The 24,067-nt window shown below is 60.9% G+C and carries 25 protein-coding genes; 8 read left to right on the top strand and 17 right to left on the bottom strand.

Translation table 11 applies throughout. The features are described 5' to 3' along the window. Nucleotides 1–226 precede the first annotated feature (226 nt). The 3 genes from RHM68_RS10285 to RHM68_RS10295 form a co-directional block, all read right to left on the bottom strand. Nucleotides 227–427 carry a PLD nuclease N-terminal domain-containing protein gene (locus tag RHM68_RS10285; protein WP_322222553.1) on the bottom strand — a complete coding sequence of 67 codons (201 nt, stop codon included), beginning with the start codon at nt 425–427 and terminating at the stop codon, nt 227–229. Between the two features lie 107 nt (nt 428–534). After that, the gene (locus RHM68_RS10290) at nt 535–2,244 is read right to left on the bottom strand and encodes an amidase (RefSeq protein ID WP_322222555.1); all 1,710 of its coding nucleotides are present in this window, start codon (nt 2,242–2,244) and stop codon (nt 535–537) included. Nucleotides 2,245–2,428: 184 nt separating this feature from the next. Continuing rightward, entirely contained in the window at nt 2,429–2,857 is a 429-nt protein-coding gene (locus RHM68_RS10295; RefSeq protein WP_322222558.1) for a nuclear transport factor 2 family protein, read from the bottom strand. A 250-nt stretch (nt 2,858–3,107) separates the two neighbouring features. On the opposite strand from RHM68_RS10295, the gene RHM68_RS10300 reads away from it, so the two are divergent. Further along, nucleotides 3,108–4,175 (top strand): NAD(P)-dependent alcohol dehydrogenase, encoded by a 1,068-nt coding sequence (locus RHM68_RS10300; RefSeq protein ID WP_322222560.1) that lies wholly within the window; start codon nt 3,108–3,110, stop codon nt 4,173–4,175. A gap of 39 nt (nt 4,176–4,214) precedes the next feature. Here the strand turns inward: RHM68_RS10300 and RHM68_RS10305 are convergent, their stop codons facing one another. The 8 genes from RHM68_RS10305 to RHM68_RS10340 all read right to left on the bottom strand — a co-directional run bounded on the left by RHM68_RS10305 (nt 4,215) and on the right by RHM68_RS10340 (nt 12,292). Continuing rightward, a complete protein-coding gene (locus RHM68_RS10305) occupies nt 4,215–5,585 on the bottom strand; it encodes an ATP-binding protein (protein WP_322222562.1) in 1,371 nt (456 codons plus the stop codon). Beyond that, entirely contained in the window at nt 5,561–6,226 is a 666-nt protein-coding gene (locus RHM68_RS10310) for a response regulator (RefSeq protein WP_322222564.1), read from the bottom strand. Before RHM68_RS10310 ends, RHM68_RS10305 begins: the two co-directional genes overlap by 25 nt. 106 nt (nt 6,227–6,332) lie before the next feature. After that, a complete protein-coding gene (locus tag RHM68_RS10315) occupies nt 6,333–6,767 on the bottom strand; it encodes a hypothetical protein (RefSeq protein ID WP_322222566.1) in 435 nt (144 codons plus the stop codon). 28 nt (nt 6,768–6,795) lie between these two features. Then, the gene (locus tag RHM68_RS10320; RefSeq protein WP_322222568.1) at nt 6,796–7,560 is read right to left on the bottom strand and encodes a hypothetical protein; all 765 of its coding nucleotides are present in this window, start codon (nt 7,558–7,560) and stop codon (nt 6,796–6,798) included. Nucleotides 7,561–7,690: 130 nt separating this feature from the next. Continuing rightward, the gene (locus RHM68_RS10325; RefSeq protein WP_322222570.1) at nt 7,691–8,146 is read right to left on the bottom strand and encodes a response regulator; all 456 of its coding nucleotides are present in this window, start codon (nt 8,144–8,146) and stop codon (nt 7,691–7,693) included. After that, nucleotides 8,143–10,461, bottom strand: a complete 2,319-nt coding sequence (locus RHM68_RS10330; RefSeq protein ID WP_322222572.1) for an ATP-binding protein — start codon at nt 10,459–10,461, stop codon at nt 8,143–8,145. Before RHM68_RS10330 ends, RHM68_RS10325 begins: the two co-directional genes overlap by 4 nt. After that, nucleotides 10,458–11,111, bottom strand: a complete 654-nt coding sequence (locus tag RHM68_RS10335; protein ID WP_322222574.1) for a response regulator transcription factor — start codon at nt 11,109–11,111, stop codon at nt 10,458–10,460. Before RHM68_RS10335 ends, RHM68_RS10330 begins: the two co-directional genes overlap by 4 nt. Next, nucleotides 11,108–12,292 (bottom strand): sensor histidine kinase, encoded by a 1,185-nt coding sequence (locus RHM68_RS10340; RefSeq protein ID WP_322222576.1) that lies wholly within the window; start codon nt 12,290–12,292, stop codon nt 11,108–11,110. Before RHM68_RS10340 ends, RHM68_RS10335 begins: the two co-directional genes overlap by 4 nt. A 174-nt stretch (nt 12,293–12,466) precedes the next feature. Here RHM68_RS10340 and RHM68_RS10345 point away from each other — a divergent pair, with 174 nt between their 5' ends. Then, nucleotides 12,467–12,985, top strand: coding sequence for an SgcJ/EcaC family oxidoreductase (locus RHM68_RS10345; RefSeq protein ID WP_322222578.1), 519 nt, complete (start codon nt 12,467–12,469; stop codon nt 12,983–12,985). Between the two features lie 60 nt (nt 12,986–13,045). Here the strand turns inward: RHM68_RS10345 and chrA are convergent, their stop codons facing one another. Next, the gene (chrA, locus tag RHM68_RS10350) at nt 13,046–14,401 is read right to left on the bottom strand and encodes a chromate efflux transporter (RefSeq protein WP_322222580.1); all 1,356 of its coding nucleotides are present in this window, start codon (nt 14,399–14,401) and stop codon (nt 13,046–13,048) included. A 180-nt stretch (nt 14,402–14,581) separates the two neighbouring features. Continuing rightward, nucleotides 14,582–15,433, bottom strand: coding sequence for a CAP domain-containing protein (locus RHM68_RS10355; RefSeq protein ID WP_322222582.1), 852 nt, complete (start codon nt 15,431–15,433; stop codon nt 14,582–14,584). Between the two features lie 166 nt (nt 15,434–15,599). On the opposite strand from RHM68_RS10355, the gene RHM68_RS10360 reads away from it, so the two are divergent. Beyond that, on the top strand, nt 15,600–16,223 hold the full coding sequence (locus tag RHM68_RS10360; protein ID WP_322222584.1) for a cell wall hydrolase: 624 nt from the start codon (nt 15,600–15,602) through the stop codon (nt 16,221–16,223). A gap of 12 nt (nt 16,224–16,235) precedes the next feature. On the opposite strand, the gene RHM68_RS10365 is transcribed toward RHM68_RS10360, so the two are convergent. Further along, a complete protein-coding gene (locus RHM68_RS10365) occupies nt 16,236–17,615 on the bottom strand; it encodes an ATP-binding protein (protein WP_322222586.1) in 1,380 nt (459 codons plus the stop codon). Continuing rightward, nucleotides 17,612–18,274, bottom strand: coding sequence for a response regulator (locus RHM68_RS10370; RefSeq protein ID WP_322222588.1), 663 nt, complete (start codon nt 18,272–18,274; stop codon nt 17,612–17,614). The genes RHM68_RS10365 and RHM68_RS10370 overlap by 4 nt, the downstream gene beginning before the upstream one ends. Nucleotides 18,275–18,445: 171 nt before the next feature. On the opposite strand from RHM68_RS10370, the gene RHM68_RS10375 reads away from it, so the two are divergent. The 5 genes from RHM68_RS10375 to RHM68_RS10395 are packed head-to-tail and all read left to right on the top strand — an operon-like array spanning nt 18,446 to nt 23,299. Continuing rightward, nucleotides 18,446–18,712, top strand: coding sequence for a PepSY domain-containing protein (locus RHM68_RS10375; RefSeq protein ID WP_322222590.1), 267 nt, complete (start codon nt 18,446–18,448; stop codon nt 18,710–18,712). Continuing rightward, on the top strand, nt 18,712–19,257 hold the full coding sequence (locus RHM68_RS10380; RefSeq protein WP_322222592.1) for a cytochrome b/b6 domain-containing protein: 546 nt from the start codon (nt 18,712–18,714) through the stop codon (nt 19,255–19,257). The genes RHM68_RS10375 and RHM68_RS10380 overlap by 1 nt, the downstream gene beginning before the upstream one ends. Nucleotides 19,258–19,306: 49 nt before the next feature. Beyond that, nucleotides 19,307–20,602 (top strand): sialidase family protein, encoded by a 1,296-nt coding sequence (locus RHM68_RS10385; RefSeq protein ID WP_322222594.1) that lies wholly within the window; start codon nt 19,307–19,309, stop codon nt 20,600–20,602. After that, nucleotides 20,602–21,213 carry a hypothetical protein gene (locus RHM68_RS10390; protein ID WP_322222596.1) on the top strand — a complete coding sequence of 204 codons (612 nt, stop codon included), beginning with the start codon at nt 20,602–20,604 and terminating at the stop codon, nt 21,211–21,213. Before RHM68_RS10385 ends, RHM68_RS10390 begins: the two co-directional genes overlap by 1 nt. Before the next feature lie 52 nt (nt 21,214–21,265). Further along, a complete protein-coding gene (locus RHM68_RS10395; protein WP_322222598.1) occupies nt 21,266–23,299 on the top strand; it encodes an LTA synthase family protein in 2,034 nt (677 codons plus the stop codon). 12 nt (nt 23,300–23,311) lie between these two features. On the opposite strand, the gene RHM68_RS10400 is transcribed toward RHM68_RS10395, so the two are convergent. Further along, nucleotides 23,312–23,779 (bottom strand): DoxX family protein, encoded by a 468-nt coding sequence (locus RHM68_RS10400; RefSeq protein WP_322222599.1) that lies wholly within the window; start codon nt 23,777–23,779, stop codon nt 23,312–23,314. A gap of 21 nt (nt 23,780–23,800) precedes the next feature. Beyond that, nucleotides 23,801–24,013 (bottom strand): YXWGXW repeat-containing protein, encoded by a 213-nt coding sequence (locus tag RHM68_RS10405; protein WP_322222601.1) that lies wholly within the window; start codon nt 24,011–24,013, stop codon nt 23,801–23,803. Nucleotides 24,014–24,067 lie beyond the last annotated feature (54 nt).

Raw genomic sequence — 24,067 nt, forward strand, 5'->3', positions numbered from 1 at the left:
TCAGGCTGTCGCCAAAAGTGGGTGCATGTCTCCCGAAAAATCGACACTGCGGATCATTCCAAACGCTGTCGGCCCATGATCCGCACTTGGCTCATGAACATGCTGGGCTCCTCCATGACCTCTTGCGCTGGGCCTTGAGGTCATGTGTTCGCTGGCACAACCCTTATAAGTCGGGGTCGGTGAATACCTGAGGAAATCGGCAGCCGGGGTGATGCCCGGTGGGCCGCTAATGCGCGCCGTGGGTGCTGTGCTTAGGTCCGGCCAGCGCCCAGGCGATCAATCCAAGCAGGGGTACAAACACGATCACTACGATCCACACGCCCTTGTTATCTGCTGTGCTCGCGCTTTTGATCACCTTGTTGATTGCCCACAATTCAATCACTACCAAAATTACTGCAAGTGCGATCCATACGTATTCGATTTGCATTGGCCACCTCCTGAGTGTCATTTCCTTAGGTGGGCGGTGGCGATGAGGGTTCATTAAATGTGCCGTTGGCGAGCAGCCACCAGCACCTGTGTCCGGTGATATGGGTGTCAGCGACCCGACAATGCAGGCGTGCGGGGTGGAATCATCCGCTTGCTAGCGGTTGATTCAAACGCCGAAGCCAGCCGCAGCAACGCCGAATCGTCATACGCACGGCCGGCAAAGGTTAGCCCGACCGGCATGCCGATGTCGGGCATGACGCCCATCGGTACGGTGACGGTGGGCACGCCCAAGTGGCGGATGGCGAGGTTACCGTTGGCGACCCAGACGCCGTTGCTCCAGGCGATGTCCGCCGATTGCGGATTTACGTCTGCATCCGCGGGGCCGACGTCGGCGACGGTCGGGAAGAGCACGGCATCGAGTCCGAGCCGATCCATCCAGTGTTCAAGGTCAAGTCGACGGGTTTGTTCAAGTCCGCGCAGGCCGTCGGGCAAGGTGCTGATCTGGTCCCACGGGGTGATGCCGCGTTCGGCCATTCGCACGTATTCGTCCATGCCGGCGGCGAGGTCGCCTTCTCGGTTAGGCAGCGTACCGGGGTCGTGGGGGAAGATCAGGGAGCCATCGACATCGACCAATCGGTTTAATGTCGGATCGCCGTTGGCCTGTAGAAAATCATCGAACGCCCACGCCGTCAGGTCCCACAGCTCGTGGTGCAGAAACTCTTTTGAGACGATTGCGCGATTGAACACGGTGGGCGCCCCCGGGCGATCGCCTTCGCAATTGGAGACCAGCGGGAAATCGACGTCGATCACTTCGGCGCCTGCCGCTTCGAGTGCCTGGCGTGCCTGTTCCCAGAGCCCGATCACCGAGGCACGGGTGTGAATGCGCTGCCCGGTGGGGCCGCCGATGCCCGGCGCTGCGGACGTGCCCGCTGCGGGGTCGGCGTTGATGTACATCCGAGGAATGCCGAGACGTTTGCCGGCGAGGGCCGCGGGGGTTGCCGCCAGTTCGGCATAGGAGACGGGACGCACCGAGGCGACGCTTGGAATCGGCACCCAACGCTGCATGCGCCACAGGTCGCCGCGTGTGTCGGGGTCTTCGGCGACCACCACGTCGAGCACTTCAAGCAGGTCGGCCATGGTTCTGGCGAACGGCACGACCACGTCCATGGTCGGCGTCAACGGCCAGTTGCCACGCACCGAGATGACGCCGCGTGATGGCGTGTAGGCGCACAAACCATTGTTCGACGCGGGGCCGCGTCCGCTTGACCACGTTTCTTCCGCCAGGCCGAACGCGGCGAAACTGGCGGCGGTGGCGGTGCCGGCACCGTTTGATGAGCCTGAGGCGAACGGTGCCGTGAGGTAGTCAGCGTTGTAGGGACTCTCGGCGCGACCGTAGGCCCCGCGCTGCATGCCGCCATTGGCCATGGGCGGCATATTGGTCTTGCCCAGGCAGATCGCTCCGGCGCCGCGCAGCCGTTCGATGGTGAACGCATCGCGATAAGCCGTCAGGTGGGCAAAAGCGGGGCTGCCGGAGGCGGCGCTCAGGCCTTTCACCAAGTAACTGTCCTTGGCCGTGTAGGGGATGCCATCGAGTGGCCCCAGCGTTGCGCCGTTGGCCCGACGAGCATCGGACGTCCGCGCCTCGTTCAGCGCTTCGGGGTTACGTACCACCACCGCGTTGAGGGCGGTCGGTGTGTCGGCGCCGTCGTAAGCATCGATTCGCGCGAGATAGGCCTGGACCAGCTCAACCGCGGTGGTCTGGCCTGACTCGAGCGCCGCACGCAGTTGGGCAATGGAAACCTCGGTGACCTCGATCATGCTGTTCTCTCAAAGGGCTGTTCATATCGGTTTTAGGTGCGCTGTATTAGGAACGACAGCGCGCCGGCTTTCAACCGAGCATTCGATTTAATACTCGGCTAAAACAGCCCCGTGATGGCAGGCCCTTTCTTTGCGCACAGGCTTGGGGTCGTGTTGATTGATCCCTGCGCGCGAGTTGTCCAGGTCAGGCTTTATTGGCCGCCAGGTACGCGCCCAGCCGGTGGCCCATTTCTTTGCCCAACGCTTGTAAGCCACTCAAGGGACGGACCATCACTTCAAACTCGATGATCTTTCCGTGTTCATTGAAACGGATCATATCGATACCCTTTAGCTCTTTCTCACCGACGCGGGCGCTGAATTCGAGAACGACGTTCAGTCCGTCCGCTGTCGCCAATTCACGGTGGTACGCAAACTGTTCGAAGACGCTGAATACCGTGGTGAGAATCATCGTGACTACATTGATGCCGGCGTAAGGCGTGTGAGCCATGGGCGAGCGCAATACCGCGTGTGGGTCCAGTAAGTCGGGCAGGGCAAGCAAGTCGCCTGCGTTGATCATGTTGTGCCACTGGCGTAAGGACTCGGCGGCATTGGGGTGAAGTTTCAGTTCGGACATTTTCAGCTCCTGTGATTTTTGTTGTTGTGCAGGTGTCGAGGGGCGCGTCGATGGGCCGCACGTCGCCGACCCACAGACTGTAGATCAAGTGGCGCGGATCGACGTGAGCGGCAGTTATTTGATCTGAATAAGGCCCGGCAGCAGCGGCGCAGAGGCGGGACGAAATGGCCCAATTTCTTCATTTACTTGAACGATTCAGCGGCTATGCTGGTCACTTCGTACTCAACGTCCGAATCAAGAGGTGATTGCAATGGTCAAGACTTACAGTTACGCCGCCAAGGATCCCAAGGACTCGCTCAAGCCCTTCACTTTCGAGCGTCGCGCCCCCGGCGCTGACGATGTACAGATGGATATTCTGTACTGCGGCGTTTGCCATTCCGACCTGCACACCGCGCGCAACGAGTGGCACAACACGCTGTACCCTTCGGTGCCGGGCCATGAAATTGTTGGTCGAGTGACCGCCGTTGGCGCCAATGTCAGCCAATTCAAAGTCGGCGACCTGGCCGGTGTCGGCTGCATGGTCGATAGCTGTCAGCACTGTGCGTCCTGTGCTGAAGGCGAAGAACAGTATTGCGAGAACGGCTTTACCGGCACCTACAACGGCCCGGTGTTTGGAGGCGAGAACACTTTCGGCGGCTACTCGGACAACATCGTGGTCAAGGAGAAGTTCGTTCTGCGCATTTCCCATGGCGAGGCGAACCTGGCGGCTGTCGCTCCATTACTGTGTGCCGGTATCACCACGTATTCGCCGCTGCACCATTGGAAAGTCGGCCCAGGCAAGAAAGTCGGTGTCGTGGGCCTCGGAGGTCTGGGGCACATGGCGGTGAAAATCGCTCATGCCATGGGCGCGCACGTGGTGTTGTTCACCACCTCGCCGAACAAGCGTGAAGACGGTCTGCGCTTGGGCGCTGATGAAGTAGTGGTGTCGAAAAACCCGGATGAAATGGCCAAGTTCGCCAACACCCTGGACTTCATCCTCAACACCGTGGCGGCACCGCATGACCTGGACGCCTTTCTTTCGCTGCTCAAGCGCGATGGCACCATGACCCTGGTCGGTGCGCCGGACAGCCCGCACCCGTCGCCTTCTGTATTCAACCTGATCTTCAAACGCCGCAGCCTGGCCGGGTCGTTGATCGGTGGCATCCAGGAAACGCAGGACATGCTGGATTTTTGCGCCAAGCACGGGATTGTTTCGGACATCGAGATGATCGACATTCAGAACATCAACGAAGCCTACGAACGAATGATCAAGGGCGACGTTAAATACCGCTTTGTGATTGATATGAACAGCCTGAAAAAGGACGCCGAGGCGGCCTGATCCATCCACCCAGATGGGCCTGGCCCTCGTGGTCGGGCCTCATGAGGTTGGCGTTTTTACGCCGGCAACGTTAATCCAGACCGACACACACAACCCAACTTTTTGCTGCTCATCGGTGAAGCTCAATTCAATCTGGGCTCCAGTACGGTCGGCTATCGCCTTGACGATGGAGAGTCCCAGCCCGGACCCGGTTTCATCGGTGCCCAGACTGCGATAGAACGGGTCGAATACCCGCTGCTGTTCGGGTGGTGTAATGCCCGGTCCCGAGTCCTTGACCTGCAACAGAACCCTACCGTTTTCGTGGCTGACCGAGAGGTCAATCCGCCCCCCTTCGGGGGTGTATCGGACCGCATTGTCGACCAGATTTCTGACCACCGTGATCAAGTCCATTTCAGCCATCAGTACGTGGGCGTCCTGATCGCCTTCGACGCCGATGTCGATGTGTTTGATCTCGGCCAGAGGCAGCAAATCCTCCAGCACGTGGCGATACACCGCGTGTACCGACACGACGGCTGCCGGCTGGCTTGACACCGATTGTGCCCTGGCCAGGCTGAGCAGTTGATCGATCAGTTTGCGACTGCGTTCGATGCCTTGGCGCAGTTGCACCAAGCGCTCTCGGGCGGGCGGCGACATGTCGGCGGCGGCCAATCGTTCGGCTTGCAGCGACAGGGCGGTCAGTGGCGAGCGAAGTTCGTGGGCCGCATCGGCAACGAAGCGCCGCTGGGTGTCCATGGATTGCCCCACGCGAGTGAGTAATCGGTTGATCGCCACGACGAAGGGACGGACTTCGGCGGGCAGATGGTTCTCATCGATGGGGTGCAACGCTTGCTCGGCGCGCTGGTCGATTTCAGCTGAGAGGGTTGCGATCGGGCGAAACAGCTTGCGCACCAGATCGCCGACGACCAGCAGCAGCACCGGAAACAAAATCAGAAACGGCAGCAGGCTGCGCCATGCGCTCTCGCGGGCTTCCTTGTCACGCGCACCGGTTTCCTGGGCGATGACGATGCGTTTGCCATTGGCGGTGGTTTTGACCAGCACCCGGAAGTCCTCGCCCGCGACCGTCAAGGTCAACAAGCCGTCAGTCAGGGTGGTGGGGAAGGGCAGCGGTATCGCGGCATCATCGTTGCCGACGGCTTTGCTGCCGTCGGCCAGGTATTGAACGATAACGCGGGACTCTTCGTCGTCATTATTGAGCCCGGCGCTTTCGGGGTAGCTGAGGGTCATTTGTTGCCGGTCCAACAGCATGGCCACTTGACGCAACGTGGCGTCCTGCATTTCGTGAGCTTCGTCGAACGCCGAGACGAAGGCAAAAATACCGGCCACGACCGCCACGATCAGGATGGCCAGCGACAGCGTGACGGACAATCGCCGTTGCACCGAGTCACTCAAGCGTTTTTTGACACCATCCATCCCACACCCCTGACGTTCTTGATGACATGACTTCCGAGTTTGCGCCGCAGGGCGTGAATCAGAAACTCCACCGCATTGCTTTCCACTTCATTGCCCCAGCCATAGAGGCGGTCTTCGAGATCGCTGCGCGAGAGAATCGCGCCTGGACGGATTAGCAGTGCCTGGAGCAGGGCGAATTCGCGGCTGGAGAGTCGCACGCCAGGGTGTTCGGCGGTAGTGGCCTCCTTTGAGACCAGGTCCAGCGATACCACGCCGTTTTCGAGCAATGACAGGGCGCTGCCACCTTTACGCCTTAGCACGGCGCGCATGCGAGCCAGCAGTTCGGCCATTTCGAAAGGTTTGAGCAGGTAATCGTCGGCGCCGCCGTCGAGACCGCGCAAGCGGTCGTCGAGGCTGTCTCGGGCGGTAATGATCAGCAACGGTACGGGGTTGTTGCTGGCGCGAATGCTGTCGAGTACGTCCAGCCCGTCCTTGCCGGGCAAGCCAAGGTCCAGCAGCACCAGGTCATAGTGTTGCGTGCCGAGCGCGGCAAGCGCTGTGAGGCCGTTCTTTACCCAGTCGGTGGCGTAGCTCGCATCCTTCAGCGCGTCCTGGATCGCCTCGCCAATCATCGAGTCGTCTTCGACCAGCAATATCCGCATGTTGCGCTCCGGCAAAAATAAGGCGCGACGGCCATGACCGTCGCGCTGTATTGAAACACCTGAGCAAGCGTTTGTCCGCTGTCGGATCAACGCCGCGTCGGGGGCATTATTTGCCTTTCATCGAATCGAACGCCTTCAGCAGGTCATCCATTGCCGCTTTGCAGTCAGCCTGTTTCGGGCTATTGGCGCGCAACGCTTCGAGTGCGCGGTCGATGGCTTTGTCTACCACGTGCCAGTCGCTGGCGGCGCGCGGCTTGATCCCGGCTTCGGCGGAGTCCCACGAAGTTTCCAGGTCCTTGATCCGGGTTTTCGCGGCGGGCAGGTCGTTTTTATCGACAAGGCCGGCGACGTCCGCCGCGATGTTACTGAACTCAGACAGGTCGCCCAGTTTCGAGCCCGAAAGGCTCTGCGAGGTTACAGCGCCCGAGGTGCTGCCTGTCGCGGGTTTGTCGGCAGGTTTCGAGCAGCCGGCCGTCACGCTGAGGGCAATAATGGACGAGATGATGGCTGCGCGGCGAAGCAGGGTTTGAAAAGTGTGCATAACAATTCCTTGATTGGCTTTTGAACGATTATTGAGTGACGTTTTTGCGCTGGCCGACGCTGAACTGTGCGGCGGCGACCAGAAGAACGATGACGCTGAGGAAAATAGCGCTGGTCCAGGCGGCGCCCATGCCGAGGCCACCGTAGGTTTTGGCCTGGGTCAGCAAGTCGCCGAGGGAGGCGCCAAACGGGCGAGTCAGGATGTAGGCGATCCAGAATGTCAGTACGACGTTACCGCCCATGCGCCAAGCCACCAGGGTAGCGGCGATCAGCACACCGAAGATCACGGCGCCCAAGGTGAAGCCGAGGCCCAGGGCTTCGGTGGCCAGGTCGCCTGCCGCCGTACCAAGGGCAAAGGTGCAGAGCACGGTCGCCCAATAGAACAACTCTCGGCGGGGCGTGACGATTTCACGGATCGACAGGCTGTGCTCTATCCGATACCAAATCACGAAGTTGATCGCGAGCAGCGCGGAAAACACGACGGTACTGGTGTACAGGCTGACGCCCAGTTTGTCGGTCAGAATGTCGGTGATTTGTGTCCCGACGACGCTCACCAAAACCACGGTCAGCCAGTAGATCCAAGGCGTGTAGGCCTTGGTGCGAAGTTGGCAGGACAGTGCGACTGCCAGCAAAACGGCCATGGCGATGCTGGTCTTGCCCGCCCCGAAGCCGGCATCAACGGCCAGAAAGTCCGCGCCGGTTTCGCCCACGGTCGTGGACAGGATTTTGATCACCCAGAATGACAGCGTCACCTCGGGCACTTTGTTCAGCCAACTGGCCGTTGTGGAATTCATGGGGTCGCCTCTCCTGTGCAGCGCTGTAGTTTGCGCAACGGAGAGGCTACGGGCTGAAACTTAGCTGAGACTGAGGGGCCGGAAATAGGTCAGGAGATGGCTGACAGGTAGGCCTGCCTCGAAGAGCCCATCACCTCGGCCCAGGGTGGCGTAGCAGGTCGATTTGGTCTGGCGGCACCAGCGTTCTCAAGGTTTTGTAAAGGGCTCGGGTTTCCAGCAGGTTCCAGACCCGCAGCATCGTTTCCAGGGCGTCCAGTGGTTTGCTGATGAAGTCTTTCGCGCCCAGCGCCAGCGCACGCAAGCGGGTGTCGCGGGTGGCGTCAGCGGTGAGGACGAGGATCGGCAGGTATTCGCTGTCCGGGATGCGCCGGTTCAGTTGTTCGAGCACCGCAAAGCCGTCGAACTCCGGCATGTGCAGGTCAAGAATCACCAGGTCAGGTTCGAAGCTGTTGAACAAGTCCAGGGTGCGCAAGGGTTGAGTGCTACTCAGGACGTTGGTCAGCCCCTCACGGACCAACAGTTGCTCCATCAGGTCGAGATTGGGGCGTTGGTCGTCGATGATCAAAATGCGCAGGTCAGTGTTCACGCGGGCTCCGGAAGGTACTGGTCAAGGTGGGCAAGGAACGCAGGGATGTGAATCGGTTTGCTCAGCACCGCTGTCGCGCCCGCTTCGCAAACGGCCAGACGGGTGAGTTCGCTGGCGTCGGCGGTGATCATCAGCACGGGCGTGGTCCGGGTGATCGGAGACTGACGCAGGCGCTGCAAAACGGTGACCCCGTCAATGTCCGGAAGCGAGACATCCAGCAGAATCAGTTGCGGTGCATGGCGGGCAGCCAGGTCCAGGCCCATTTGCCCTTGCATGCTTGAGAGCAACTGGATGCCGGGTCGGCGGTGCAGCAGGGTTTCGATCAGCGCCAGGCTTGAGAGGTTGTCCTCGATGCACAGCACTTTACCCTTGTATTCACGGGGGGGCGGGGTTGCCAGAGGCGTGGTGTTACCCACGTTTTTTGGCGCCTCGGAGGGCAAGTGTGCAAAGGGTAATTCGAAAGTGAAACGTGAGCCTTCGCCGAGTTGACTTTGCACGGTCAAACGGCCATTCATCATTTCCAGCAGGTTCTTGCTCAGCGCCAGTCCCAGGCCGCTGCCCTCTATATTCGGGTCGGTCTCCAAACGTTCGAACGGCTTGAACAACTGATCCACCCGATCGGCTGCGATGCCTTTTCCGGTATCGATGACCGACACGGCAATACGTTGCCGTTCCTGCGTGAGTTCGATCCTCACGTGGCCGTGTGGCCGGTTGTATTTGATGGCGTTGGACAGCAGGTTCAGCAGCACCTGCGTCAGGCGTTGGCGGTCGGCGACCACCCCACAGTCGGCCGCCAGTGTCGGCAGTGGGGCGAGGTGGATAGCTGCGTCGGCCGCCATCGGCGAGACCAGCGTCAAGGCTTCTTGCAGGGCGATGGCCAAGGGCACTGACTCGATATTCAGCGGCAGGCGCCCGGCTTCGATTTTGGCGATGTCCAGCACTTCGTTGATCAGGGTCAACAGGTGTTGGCCGGCGCGCAAAATGTGACCGATCTGCGCCTTTTGCCCTGGCTGCGAGTCCATGTCGAGCAGTTGCGCAAAGCCCAGAATGGCATTCAGCGGTGTGCGCAGTTCGTGGCTCATGCGCGACAGGAACTCGCTTTTGGCTCGGCTGGCGCGCTCCGCCTCTTCACGGGCGGTGCGCAGGGCAATCTCGGCCGCGCGGCGGTCGGTGATATCGCGGGTGATTTTGGAAAATCCGCGCAAGGCGCCGCTGCTGTCGTATTGCGCGGTGATCACCACGCTCGCCCAAAATCGGCTGCCGTCCCGGCGGCTGCGCCAGGCCTCTTCCATGTAGTGACCGTCGCGAGTGGCTTCGCGTAATGCCCGCTCGGGGTGTTGCGGGCAGTCTTGCGGCGGATAAAACACCGAGAAATGTTGGCCGATGATTTCTTGCTCGGTATAGCCCTTGATCCGCTCGGCACCGGCGTTCCAACTGGTGACAAAGCCTTGGGTGTCGAGGGCGAAGATTCCGTAGTCCTTTACGCCGTCGATGATCAGCCGCAAGCGCTCTTCATTGTCGCGCAAGGCCCGCTCGCGCTCGGCCAGCAACCGTCCGGCTTCCACCAGGCGGGTGCCGAGCTGACCGATCTCGTCGTTCTCCGGCGGTTGCGGCAATAGCGGCTGACCGAGGGCCAGGCGTTGTGCGTTGCCTTGCACCTGCTGCACCCTGGCGACGATGCCCTTGGACAAAAACAGCACGGCAACCACCGCCCCGAACAGCCCGCAGAGGGCGGCCAGTAACGTCGAGAACAACAACCGCTGACGGGTTTCGGCGGCGGCGGCCGTGCGCTCGGCCAAGAGCGTATCTTCGAGGGTGCGCATGGTGCCGATGCGTTCGCGCAGCTCGTCGAGGATGTGTTTGTTGTTGATCAGGATCGTGGTGATCGCTGCCGGTGTTGGGTTGCGATCATTGAACATGTCCTCCAGCCCTTCGACTTTGCTGTCGATCAACGGCGTGATGGCGTCCAACTGCGCACGCACGCGTTTGTCCCGCACGTTACGGTCCAGCCTTCCCAGGGCGGATGCGATCAACGGTTTGGCGTTCAGGTAACCCGGCAGGAAATCCTCCCTGCGCGTTAACAGATAGCCACGCATGCTGGCGGCCGACTCGGCGAGCAGGGTGTGTACGGTCTGGATGTCGCCCTGTACCAACAGCACCCGGCGCACATCCTCTTCGGCTTGTGCCGTCTGGCGCTCGGTGATGTAGATCAGCACCAGGGACAGCAGCAGGATCACCAACGGTAGGGAAATAACCACCAGCGCCTTGCCGCGCAAAGGCAGATCGGCCCAGCGTCGTGCGTAAAAAAAGCTCATGGCGGTGTCACCAGGCCCAGCGCAATGCCCCGCACTGCGGCCTGAGTTCGGTCGGCGGCACCGAGCTTACCGATGACCCGTTCGACATGCGCCTTGGCGGTGCCTGCGGTAATGCCCAGAGCCTCACCGATTTCGCGGTTGCTCATACCATTGGCTACCAGCGCCAGTACCTGGCATTCACGGGCCGTCAGGTTTTCGGCATGCGCCGCGCCGCTGGCATTGCGGTCGGTCATGCGTCGCAACAGGCGTGCGCTGACTGAACTGTTGAGTGCCTCCTTACCACTGGCGACACGTTGCAGGGCATCGATCACTTCATCGCGGCTGGCGTCTTTGAGCAGGTAGCCCACGGCGCCGGCATTCATCGCGGCTTCGAGGTGGTCGGGGCTGTCGTCCATGGTGAAGATCACCACTTTCAGGGCCGGTAGGCGTTGCTGGAGAAGGCGTGCCGCGCCCAGGCCGTTAAGCACCGGCATGCGGATATCGAGGATGACGATGTCGGGCAGCAGGCGTTCGCACAGCTCCAGCGCTTGCTGGCCATCCTTGGCTTGGCCGACGACTTCGAATTGCGGATGTCCCGCCAGCAGGGCGACGAAACCGGTGCGCGTCACTTCATGGTCGTCTGCCAACACCAGACGCAGGACGTTTGTCATTGAGTGGCTCCTTCCAGATCACAGGGCACGGTAATGTTCAGTTGAGTGCCCGATTGCGCGCGGCTGATGCACGTCAGGCGACCGCCCAGCAGGTTGGCGCGTTCTTGCATGACCGCCAATCCCATGTGCCGGATGTCGCGGTTGTCGAGCGGTTGTTCGATGGCAAACCCTTGGCCGTCATCTTCTACGCGCAGCGAGGCGTGACCGGCGTGCAGCTCCAGCGCCAGGTCGACTTGACTGGCGTGGGCATGTTTAAGGATGTTGTTGATGCCTTCCTGGGCAATCCTGAACAGCGCGATTTCCACCTGACTGGGCAAGCGCGCTTCGCATCGTGCATGCCAGTACACGCGAATTCCGGCTTCACGCAGGCGATCAGCCTCTTTGTCGACGGCTTTGAGCAAACCAAAATCATCGAGCACGGTCGGGCGCAGACCGCCGATCAGTTGCCGGCCTTCCCCCACGCAATGCTGGGCCAGCTTCAGAATGGCCTGCAAGTCTTCGTCCAGCGTGCCTGGCAAGTTCGGGCAGCGCCCGGCAAACCCTTGCAGGCGTTGGTGCAACCCGGCGAGGGTTTGGGCCAGCCCGTCATGCAGGTCATAGGCTACGCGTTTGCGCTCGTCTTCCTGTGCCCGGAACAAGCGCTTGACCAGGTCGGACAGGCTGCGGTCCCGAGCCTTTAGGGTGGTCAGCAGTCGGTCGTTTTCAAGGTGCGCCGCCAGCAGGGTGGCGAGCAGTTGCAGCGATTCGATGTCTTCGTTGTCAGGGGCGCGGATGCTCACGCTGTTGGCCAGAATCAGGGCGCCAAAGGCATTGCCGTCGCCACCGCGCAAAGGCACCCGCAACACATTAGGCAGAACCGCTCCCGGTCGCTCCTGCCAATACGCTGCGCGCAGCGTGCTGTCGGTCTGGCGATCGAGGCTTAGCAGCCGCTCATGATCACCTTGGCTGGCAGTGGTTCTGATCCGCCCATCGGCGTCCCATTCCAGCAGGAGCGCGTGGTCCATCGCCAAAAAAGCACAGGCCCTTGCCAGCACTCGCTCGCGCATCTCGACGGGTGCCAGTTGGGTCAACTCTTGGCCGGTGTCCACCAATAGCCGCAGTCGCGCCGCGCGGCTTTGCAATTGCCGGTACTGGGTGCGAATGGCCAAGGCATTCCCTGGGTCGAGGGGAGGGTTTTGCATGGTACGGCTCCGGCGTCGAGACAGGCCCGCGGGTGCGCGGGAGCATCATTAAACCTTGTTAGCGGGGCAGGGCGCTATCTGCCGAATGGCATACGTCGATGATTCCGATTGGCCGATGCCGGGATGCTGGAGCGTTGGCAAAGTGTGCTCACGGATCAACACTGGAGCATCGTAATGAAATTGAAGACATCAGCCCTCGTCCTGTTTTTTGCCCTGACCGCCCCGTTGGCCTACGCCGAAGAGGCGACCCCGCACGTCTACCGCACCGTGGCGCAGCAGCCCGTTGATGTGAAAGACCGTGAAATTGCCGGCTTGTTTGACCGTTGGAACAGTGCGTTGCAGACCGGTAACGCCCAGTCGGTGGCCGATCTCTATGCGGCAGGTGCGGTGTTGCAGCCCACCGTGTCCAATCAGGTGCGAACCACGCCAGCACAGATCAAAAACTACTTTGAGCACTTCCTGGTCCTCAAGCCGGTAGGGCAGATCAACTACCGCGAAATCCGCCAACTGGGCAGCAACGTGGCCATGGACAGCGGCGTCTATACCTTTACCCTGACCGAAGCCACCGGCAAGAGCCGTCAAGTGCAGGCGCGCTACACCTTCATCTACGAGCTGGTCGACGGTCAGTGGAAGATTCTCAATCACCACTCTTCGGCGATGCCTGAAGCGCAGCCCAAGCACGCGGCGAAATGATCGCGGGCCGCCGCCCACCCCGCACCGCGCTGGCAAAGCGAGACGGGGTGAATGGCGCCGCTAGCGCAGGAGAAACACCGTCATCCCTATCAGTGCGCAGCCGATCAATACTTCAATCACCCCGCGCTTGAAGCGAAACAGCGCGATTGCGGCGACCAGCGCAATCAGCGCCGAGGGCCAGTCAAGGTGGCCGCTGAAGCCTTGGGGCCAGAGCACGTGGTAGCCGAAGAAACACGCAAGGTTGAGGATCACCCCGACCACCGCCGCGGTAATAGCGGTCAGTGGCGCCGTGAACTTCAGCTCGTTGTGCGTCGACTCCACTAGGGGGCCGCCGACGAGGATGAACAGGAACGACGGCAGGAAGGTGAACCACGTGACCAGCGTGGCGGCGAGCGCGCCGGCCAGGAACACATGGTCCGGGCCGAACACCTGATGCACGTAAGCCCCAATAAACCCAACGAACGCTACCACCATGATCAGCGGCCCTGGCGTCGTTTCGCCGAGCGCCAGGCCGTCGATCATTTGCGTCGGCGTCAACCAGCCAAAGTGATCGACTGCACCCTGATACACATAGGGCAGCACGGCGTAGGCCCCGCCAAACGTCAGCAGCGCCGCCTTGGTAAAGAACCAGCCCATCTGCGTCAGGGTGCCGCCCCAACCGTACAACGCGCAGAGAATGCCCATCGGTAATAGCCATAAAAGCGCACCGATGAGGGTCAGGCGCAGCAGTTTAAAACCACTGAACCGTGCATGTTCGGGTGTCGGGGTATCGTCATCGATCAACGCCGGACCGTATGATTTTTGCGTGGCGCTGTGGCCACCGGTTCTGAACTTTTCCGGCGCCAGGCGTCCGCCGAGGTAACCGATCAGCGCCGCGCCCAGGACAATCAGGGGGAACGCTACGTTGAAGGCGAAGATGGCGGTAAATGATGCAGCGGCTATTCCCCATAACCCGTTGTTCTTCAGGGCCCGAGAGCCGATTCGATGGGCGGCTTGCACCACGATGGCGGTCACCGCAGGCTTGATCCCATAAAACAGCCCCGCTACTACGGGCAGGTCACCCAGCGCGATGTACATCCAGGACAGCGCAATCAAGATGAACAGCGACGGCAGCACAAACAGCACACCGGCGATCACACCGCCCCAGGTCCGGTGCATCAGCCAGCCGATATAGGTGGCTAATTGTTGCGCCTCGGGGCCAGGGAGCAACATGCAGTAGTTAAGGGCGTGCAGGAAACGCCGTTCCGAAATCCAGCGGCGGCGTTCTACCAGCTCCTGATGCATGATCGAAATCTGCCCGGCCGGGCCGCCGAAACTGATGAAACCGAGCTTGAGCCAGAAGAGGAAGGCTTCGCGCAGGGGGATTGCCAGTGGCTTTGGTTGAGGCGGCTCTAGGGCGCAGGTCTTAGTGCTCAAGGGATTGTCCTTTTTCAGGTACCGGCGAGCGGCTAACCGTCACGGTGATGGGCCGGTTCAGGTCGCCGGCGATGAGCACACGCCATCGACTCTCGACGCCTACAGTGTTGGTGTTCCGCGAGCCTTGGCGTCCGTCTAAAGCCCAAGGCCGCCACCGACCGAGCACTGAATGGCGAGCCGTTAGGGCGTGCCAAACATGGCAGTCCAGTAAATCCCTGCATCGCTTTTCGGGTCCACCGCATAGGCTGCGCCCAACTCACGGAACTGTGGGTTCATCAAGTTGGCGCAGTGGCCGGGGCTCGACAGCCAGCCATCGACCACTTTGCGCACGGTGTCTTGCCCGGCGGCGATGTTCTCGCCGATCTGCTGGCCACTGTAGCCGGCAAGTTCGGCTCGGTCGCCCGGTGTACCGCCACTGCGGTCCTTGTGATCGAAATAGTTATTGTTGGCCATGTCGCGGCTGTGGCTTTCGGCTGCGGTCCCCAGCGTCGCGTTCCAGGCCAGCGGCGTAGTCGCGGCAAACGGTTGCCCGCCGCACTGGCGTGGTTGGCTGCGGGCTGCGTTGAGCAGATCGAGCAGTTTCTGGCCTTCGGCCTGAGCGTCGCCGAGGCGACTGCTGAGCAGCGGACGCGCGAGTACGATGCGCCATTCACGACCTTCACGGCTGACACCGACATCGATGAATTGCGGGTTCAGCACCACTTGGCAGAAGCTCTCCTGCACCGCCTGCATGGCCGACTGCGCATCGCGGGGACCGGAGAGGCTGATGGCCTGGACGTTGACCATCGGATAACCCACGCGGGCCATGGCCTGTTGCAAATCGCCGCTATTGCGGATGGGCAGCACCAGTCGCGGATCGGCGGCCAGTGGTGGCAACTCCGATGATGCTTGGCCGGCACAGCGCTGAACCTGGCTGCGGTACGTATTGATCGATTCAATCAATTGCGACTCATCGGTGGCCAGGGCTGTGGTCGCGGACACCCAGCCTGCGCAAATCGCGGCAAAACGCAAAACGGACGGTATGAAACGCATGGAAATCCCCCTTGAACTGACTGCGCCCATGATGCGCGATTTTACCCCCAGCGGGGCAATGCCTTTTTGCAGCGTGTGGCTTGTCGAAAGCACCGATTTGGCTACTACAATGACGCCGTGGTGCCAACCCGGCGCCTCCCTTGATGCCTAACCGAGTGTTACCGCCATGCGTTCAACGTGGATAGCAACCTGCCTCGCCATCAGCCTGTTTACCGCCGATGCCAGCGCCGATGACCAGGCGCAAAAAAAAGCAGTGGCGGTGGACAAGGCCCAGGTCCTGGAGCAAAAAGCCGCCGAAAAAGGCAGCGAGGCGCCGGTGGCCAAGAAGGCCGAGGCCATTACGCCTGCCGAAGTGCAGGCTGTCGACCCGGCAGGCCAAGCGCCGCTGGACGATGCGATTACCTGCCTGGCCCGCTCTATTTACTGGGAAGCCAAAGGCAAGGACACCGCTGACATGGAAGGTGTGGCCAATGTGGTCATGAACCGCTTGGGCCACGAAGGCTTTCCCGACACGGTGTGCGGGATCGTCAAGCAAGGCTCGGAAAAACATGCCTGCCAGTTTTCGTGGTGGTGCGACGGCCGTTCGGATGATGTCCAGGAAGCAGAGCCTTACGCGACAGCCAAGGAAGTCGCGCGCAAGGCGCTTAACAAACAGCTGCCGGATCGTACCCATGGCGCGATGTACTTCCATGACCGGAATGTGAACCCGGCGTGGGCCAAGGCGTACATCAAGACCGTCGAGATCGGCCGGTTTCTGTTTTATAAACCGCGTAACGGAGAGGCTAAATAGGCCCTCAGGCAGTCACGCTGTGTCAGCCCCCCGTTCATTCAGCCTCAGCTCTGCGCAGAGTCCACCCTGCGGCAGGTTGTAGAGTTTCAGGCTGCTGCCGATTTTGCGCACAATCATATCGACAATGGCCAAGCCCAGGCCGGCGCCGTTGGCGTTGCCTTGGCTGTAAAAGCGTTCGAGTAATTGCGAGTCCTGTTCATCGATGCCAGGCCCTGCATCCTCGACGCTGATGTACACCGCGCCTGAGGGTTGCGGGCGAATTAGCACGCGAACCTCACTGCCGGGTGGTGAAAAATTCAGCGCGTTGGTCACCAGGTTCTGCAAGGCAATGGCCACCGCCACCGGGTCGGTATTGATCGGGCAGTCAAGGTCGCCGTCGAGGAACAGTTCGACCTGCTTTTGCAGGGCCAGTGGGGTGAGTTCAGCCAGTTCTTCACGTATCAGCGCGGTCAATTCCACGACGTGAATATCAGGATTGTTCAGGTGCGGTTCGATCCGCGCCATGGTCAGCAACTGGCTGCCGATACGGGTGGCGCGGTCGACTCCGCTGACCAAAAACTCTAACGCCTCTGCGCGTTGCTGCGGCGTCCCGGCCTGCTGGGCGTTTTGTGCATGGATACGCAGAATCGCCAGCGGGGTGCGCAGTTCATGGGCGGCGTCGGCGATGAAACGACGTTCGCGTTCCAGTAATCGGTCGATCTGTGTCAGCAGGCCATTGAGGGCGGTTTGCATGGGTTCAAGGTCTGGGGGCAACGGCTGGAGTTGCAACGGTTGCAGCGCCGCGGTGTGACGGCCGCGGATGGCCTGAGCCATGGCGCGCAGTGGCTCCAGGCCCCAACCGATGGTCAGCCAGATCAGCGCCGCCAGCAACGGCACGCCGATCAGCGTCGGCCACAGGGTATGACGCACAATGCGCTGGATCAGGTCCTGACGAATATCGTCACGCTCGCCGACCCAGATCAGCAAATTCTGCTGCGGGTCGGCGAGCAGGAAGGCGCACCAGTCACGGCCGTTTTCCAGTAAATCGTGGGCGCCCAGGGTGGTGGGTGGGGCGTCGAGCACCGGCGCCTCGGCGGAACGAACCAGCAATGTTCCATCAGTGCGCCAGACCTGAAAGGTCAACCGGGTTTCATAAGGATGGGCCACTTCGCCATCGCCGACGCGGCTCATGGCCTGGTCGAAAGCCCGGTACAGACGGTCCCAGTCCGCTTCACCCGTGGTGCGTTGCGCCAGCACCCCTTGTAGCAACCTTGCGCTTTGCGCCAGTTGGGCGTCATACACCTCTTCGATTTCATGGTGGCTGTCGCGCAACGCGAACCAGCTGATCAGCACGGTGCCGATCATTACCAGCACCAACACCGGCACCAGAATCCGCGCACGGACTGACATCATGGCGTGAGCTCCATCACATAGCCCACCCCGCGCACGGTGCGGATCAGCTCTGCGCAGAGTTTTTTGCGCAGGTTGTGGATCAACACTTCCAGGGTGTTGCTCTCGACCCGGTCCTGCCAGCCATACAGCGCCCTGGACAAGCGTTCGCGGGTCACCACTTTGCCGGGGCGGGCTATCAGTTGATGCAGCAATTGATATTCCATGGGCGTGACGATCACCTCAAAGCCCCGGTAGCTGACTTGCTGGGTGGCCGGGTCGAGGCTGACGCCCGCGTGCTCCAGCAATGGTTGCGCCCGGCCCTGACTGCGGCGCAGCAGTGCGCGAACCCGGGCTTTGAGTTCTTCGACGTCGAACGGTTTGACCAGGTAGTCGTCGGCGCCGGCGTCAAGGCCGGCGATGCGTTCGGGGGTGCCATCGCGGGCGGTCAGGATCAGCACCGGCAGGTTGTGCTGTTCGGCGCGTAATTGCTGTAACAGTCCCAGCCCGTCCAGCCTTGGCAACCCGAGGTCGAGCAACAGCAGATCGAAGCTTTCGGTACGCAGGGCGTGCAATGCACTGATGCCGTCCTGCAACCAGTCAAGGGTATAGCCTTCGGCGCTAAGGGCCACACGAATGCCTTGGCCGAGGGCGCGGTCATCTTCGACGAGGAGCAGACGCATGACAGGTTCTCTGTAGGAAATCGGACGAGTGAGCGGCGGCATCATGCCGCCCAACGCGCTGGCCGGGCAGCCCTTGCTGCCTGTAAAGATGTAACGGTTCGTTGCCAACTAAGCTTGCATTAAGTTTGGTTTTGCACAGTAAGGCTTCTCTCATCACCCGAGCCTGTTTTCATGCGCACATTACTGCTGCTGTCTCTGATTGTCGCCAGTCCCCTGGCTGTCGCCGGTCCGCAATGCACCACCGCCGAACGCTCGCAATGGCAAGACCCGAAGGCTTTTGAGGCGCAACTCAAGGCTCAGGGTTATGAGGTTAGCAAGTTCAAAGTCACCGACGGTAACTGCTACGAGATTTATGGCTTCGACAAGGACAAGCGCAAGGTCGAGATCTACCACGACCCGGTGACAGGCAAGGCGGTGAAAACCGAGATCAAAGGTTAATGTCGACTGAATCCCTACGACTGTGGGACCCCGTGGTGCGGCTATTTCATCTGTCGATCGCGGGTGTTTTCGTGGCCAATTACTTCTTTAATGAAGCGGGCGGCACCTGGCATGTCTGGCTCGGTTATTACGCCGTGACCTGGTTGCTGGTGCGCAGCGTGTGGGGATTCATCGGGCCGCGCAGTGCTCGCTGGGTGGATTTCTGGCCGACGCCGGCCAGGCTCGGCGCGCACCTGCGGTCGCTGTTGGCCAGAAGACCGATGCACCGGCTGGGGCATTCGCCCCTCGGCGCATTGGTGATGATTACGATGATGCTGGTGTTGCTGACCCTCGGGCTCAGTGGCTGGGCCATGGAAGAGGTCGATGCCCTGTGGGGCGCCGACTGGCCGTTGCAGGTGCATGAAACGGCCGCCAACGTGTTGCTGGCGCTGGTGGGCCTGCACATTGCCGCTGCGCTGTTCGAAAGCCTTCAAGTGCGCGACAACCTGCCGTTGTCGATGCTCACCGGGCGTCGGCGGCGATTGCCGGATGACGTCGCGCAGTAAGGCGCCTTTATTTCGTTTGCCCCCCACTTGTCTTTGCATCGGGATTTTTATGCATGCGCTTTCCTTTCGCCTGATTTTTGTGTGCAGCAGTCTGTTACTGGGGGGGATCTTTCTCGCCGCTTGGCGCAGCCATCCGGACCATCAACTGTCGGGCTTTGCCCAAGCTCAACCCGCGCCCGAGAAGACGCTGCCGAGCGCCAAGCCCCAATTCAATAGCCGCTTTGTGTCCTCGGAACTGGATGATTTCGTGCATTCGTCGTCGGTCACCGCGTTGCCCAATGGTGACCTGATGGCTGCGTGGTTTGCCGGCTCTCGGGAGGGCGCTGCCGACGTGCAGGTGCGGACCGCCCGCTTTGACGCCAAGAGCGGCGAGTGGGGCGCCGAGCAGGTCCTCGCGACGCGTGCATCAACCCGTTCCGGCACCCAGCGCTATATTCGCAAGCTGGGCAACCCGGTGATCGCCCTGGCGCCGGATCAGCGTTTGTGGATGTTCTACGTCTCGGTCTCGGTGGGTGGCTGGGCCACCAGCGCGATCAACGTCATGGTCTCCGATGATTTGGGCCAGAACTGGTCTGCGCCCCGACAGTTGATCACCTCGCCGTTTTTTAACATCAGCACCTTGGTGCGTGCTGCACCGGTGTTTCATGCGGACGGCTCGATCGGTTTGCCGGTGTACCACGAGTTCATGGGCAAATTCGCCGAGTACCTGTACTTGAGCGCTGACGGTAACGTCATCGATAAATTCCGCATCAGCCGTGGCAAGTATTCCTTGCAGCCGACCATCGTGCCGTTGGATGAAAGGCGTGCCGTGGCCATGCTGCGTTATGCCGGTGACACCTATCATCGCGTTCTCGCCAGTCGCACCGAAGACGCGGGGCTGACCTGGAGCGAGCCGTATCCGCTGGAGCCGGCCAACCCCAACTCGTCGCTGGCGGCGATGGGCGCCGCAGATGGCGGTTTACTGGTGGCGCTCAACGATCTGCAGGACGGGCGCTTCAAGCTGAGCCTGTACCGCACCGATGCCAACCTCAAAGACTGGCGCACGGTTGTGGAATTGGACCAGTCTCCCGACCCGCTGGGGCAACCGTTTTCTCCGGAGGCCTACAAGGCAATCATCGGCGAGGGTTTTCGAGCCTCCAGCGGGGCGCAGCGCTTGCCACTGGAACAGCGCTTTTTGAGCAATCTCGATTACCGGGTGTGCAAACCCAAAGGCTGTGAGTTTGAGTACGAGTACCCGTATTTCGCCCGCAGCCCGGACGGCATGTACCACCTGGTTTACTCGTGGAATAACACGTTTATCAAACATGTCAGCTTCAACGATGCCTGGCTGGCGGAGCAACTCTGATGCTATCTCTCTGGCAAGCCCATTTGAGTTTTATCCTGCTCGGCTTTCTGTTGCTGAGCACGTTACGGTTCACCACGCCCTGGCGTCCCTGGCTGTTGCCGTTGCTGGCGCTGATCAGTTTCATACCGGTTGAGGGCCTGTCGCTGGCGGCCTATGTGCGCAGCGTCACCGACGACTTGGCCATCACCACGTTAGTGTTCATGGGCTGGGCATGTCTATTGCGTCTGGGGGTGGTGCGGCCCCTCAACGTCTTGCAGCGGGGCCAGGTACTTGGGCTGTTTGTGGTGTTCGCGTTGGTGTTGTACCCCGCGACCCTTGGCCTGACGTATGTCGATCCTTATCGCTGGGGTTTCAACCCGCGCCCGCTGATTGTGTGCATCGGCTTGTTGACACTGTTGCTGCTGTGGCTGCGTCACGCCTTGGGCGTGTGGATGCTGGCGGTTGCCACACTAGCGTTTGCCTTGCGGCTCAAGGCCTCGGAAAACTACTGGGACTACCTGATCGATCCGCTGTTGGCGGGGTACTGCCTGGTGGCCGGAGTCGGTTTACTGGCCCGCGTTGCCTGGCGTCGTATTCGCACTGCGCGCGGGGCGTTGAAACCTGCTGTTTAAGTGGCTGACCTGCTGGGCTGCCAACGACTGAAACACCACACCGAGGTAAACGATGGGCTGGTTGCAATCACGGCGTCTGCGCTACGGCGCGGGGGCGATAGGGCTGATGTTTTTGCTGTTCGTCATGCTCCGACTGATATTTGTGCTGGGGTTTTCCGGGATTGATCCCAGGGCGGTTGTCGATACTCCGTCGCTGTTGAAGACCCTGAGTATCGGTCTGCGTTTTGACCTGCGTCTGGCGGTATTGCTGATGCTGCCATTGGCGTTGCTGGCGTGGTTGCCGCGCTGGAATCTGACCCGCACCCCGTTGTTGCGCTGGGTGGCCAGGCTCTATCTATTGCTGGCCCTGAGCGTGGTGGGACTGGTGTATATCGTCGATTTCGGGCACTACGCCTACCTCGGTGTGCGGATCAATGCCACGGTGCTGCGTTACCTTGAAGACGCGCAAATTTCCCGGCAGATGGTCTGGCAGACCTACCCGGTGTTATGGATCGCGCTGGGTTGGCTGGCGGTAGTCGGGCTGTGGTTTTATGCGCTGGTGCGTCTGGAACGCTTGACCCTGGACCGCGCGCCAACACTGATTCGTCGGGTCTCGGTAGCCTTCGGCGCGGGGCTTGGGCTGGTGACCGTGTTGCTGGCGTTGCTGGGACGGGTCGACAACCTCAACCTGCAAAACCCGGTGCCGTTGCGCTGGAGCGATGCGTTCTTCTCCGGCGACAGCCAGATGGCGGCGGTGGGGCTCAATCCGGTTATTTTCCTGTACGACACGCTCAAGGTCGGACAGTCGCAATTCGATGAAGATCAAGTCCGCCAGCATTACCCGGCGGTGGCCAAGTACCTGGAGGTGAGCCAGCCTGATACGCAGACCTTGACGTTCGAACGCCAGCAAACCGTGCAGCCTTACCGGGTGGCGGGTGCGCGTGCGCCCAACGTGATCTTCGTCATGCTTGAGTCGTTGGGCACCAGCGCCGTCGGCGTTTATGGCAACCCGTTGAACCCGACGCCGAACCTTGATCGGCTGGCGAGCCAAAGCTGGTTCTTCAAGCATTTTTACGTCCCGGTCACTGGCACCGCCAAAACGGTCTGGGCCAGCATCACCGGGGTGCCCGACGTGACCCGTCAGGAGACTGCCACGCGTAATCCGCTGATCACTCGCCAGCACACATTGATCAATGCATTCGCTGACTATCAGAAGTTCTACATGATTGGTGGCAACGCCGGCTGGGCCAATATCAATGCGCTGATCCGGCAGAGTATCGACGGCGTGCAGCTCTATGAGGAAAGTGACTGGCGGGCGCCGCTGGTTGATGTGTGGGGCATTTCGGACCTGGACCTGTTCAAGGAGAGCGACCGGATTCTGCGTGCGGTGCCCAAAGACCGCCCGTTTTTTGCCTACCTGCAAACCTCCGGCAACCACCGTCCATTCACCATCCCCAAGGATAACGACGGCTTCGAGGTCAAGGATTTGTCGCTGGAACAGGTGCAGGCCGCCGGCTCGCGCAGTGTTGAGCAATACAACGCGGTGCGTTTGTTGGATTTCAACATTGGTCGCTTGATGCAGATCGCCAAGGACGGTGGTTACTACGACAACACGATTTTTGTGTTCTTCGGCGATCACAACACCCGCATCAGCCAGATCCCGCACATGCCGCCAGCCTTTGAACAGTTGGGCCTGGAAAGCAACCATGTGCCGCTGCTGATTCATGCCCCCGGCTTGTTGCAGCCCAAGGTGATCGAGGAAGCGGTGGGGCTGGCCGATGTGTTACCGACCGTGGCGGGCATGGCGGGCATGCCGTTCCGCAACGGCGCCATGGGGCGCGACGTCCAGCAGCCGGCGCCGGAGGGCGAGCGGGTGGTGCCGTTGGTGTTACGTGAAGGCACGTTTCCGCTGATCGGCGGCGTGACCCAAGACTACCTGTTGCAAATGCAACATGACGGCAGCTCGCCGACCTTGCACGACCTGGCGTCCAGCACACCGCTGGACGATGTGGCAGGACAGCATCCGCAGGAGTTTCAGCGTCTGTTGGAACTGACCCGGGGGCTGCATGAAAGTGCGCGGTTGATGCTGTATCGCAATGTTCGTTGAGGGGGCATGCCGCTACATTGAGGGCTTCGGGGTATTGAAGGGCCAGGTAATGAGATCGCCGGCAAACAGCGCAGCCCACACCAGTACCGGTTGCAGCGCCAGCCGAGGCCCGTGGTAGCCCCAGCCCAGTAGCACGCCGCCGACCGGTAGGTTCTCCAGTGCGTGCTTGATGTTTGCCGGAAACACGCACACGGCGTACAGGGCGAGCAGGATCCCCGCCAGTCGGCGCAGGCGCGGTGTCAGCAGGGCCACGGCCCCCAGCAGTTCACAGATGCCCGTGACGATCACAACCGCGTGAGGGTAAGGCACCCAGTCCGGGACGATGCTGACGAAACCGGCCGTGGCATAGAGGTGAAAGCCCCCTGCAACGAAGTAAAACAACGCGAGCGCTACACGCAGGACACTGCGCGCGCGCTCGACTTGGGTATTAAAACTGTGGTCACGGCGGGTGTCACGTGCCGCAGGCGGGGTGTCGGTCAAAGCAGTCTCCAGTGTCAGGAATCAATAGGCGCGCCAGTGTCCAGGCACCCACAACCATTGGTTGCCTCCCCAACGATAGTGACCCTCTACCCAGTGATAACCCGGCGCCGGCATGACCGGTACGACTTCGTAGCGTGGTGGCGGTCGGTGTGGATGTTGCGGAGCGATGATGCAGCCTGACAGCGTGACCGCCATAAGGCCTGCGATGAGCATAGTCTTGAATGTCTGCGGCATGGCTTGATTCCTTGTTTCAAACAGCGCCCGGTTGACGGGCCTACGTGGGTTAAA

This window comes from Pseudomonas sp. DC1.2 (assembly GCF_034351645.1).
Lineage (GTDB): Bacteria > Pseudomonadota > Gammaproteobacteria > Pseudomonadales > Pseudomonadaceae > Aquipseudomonas.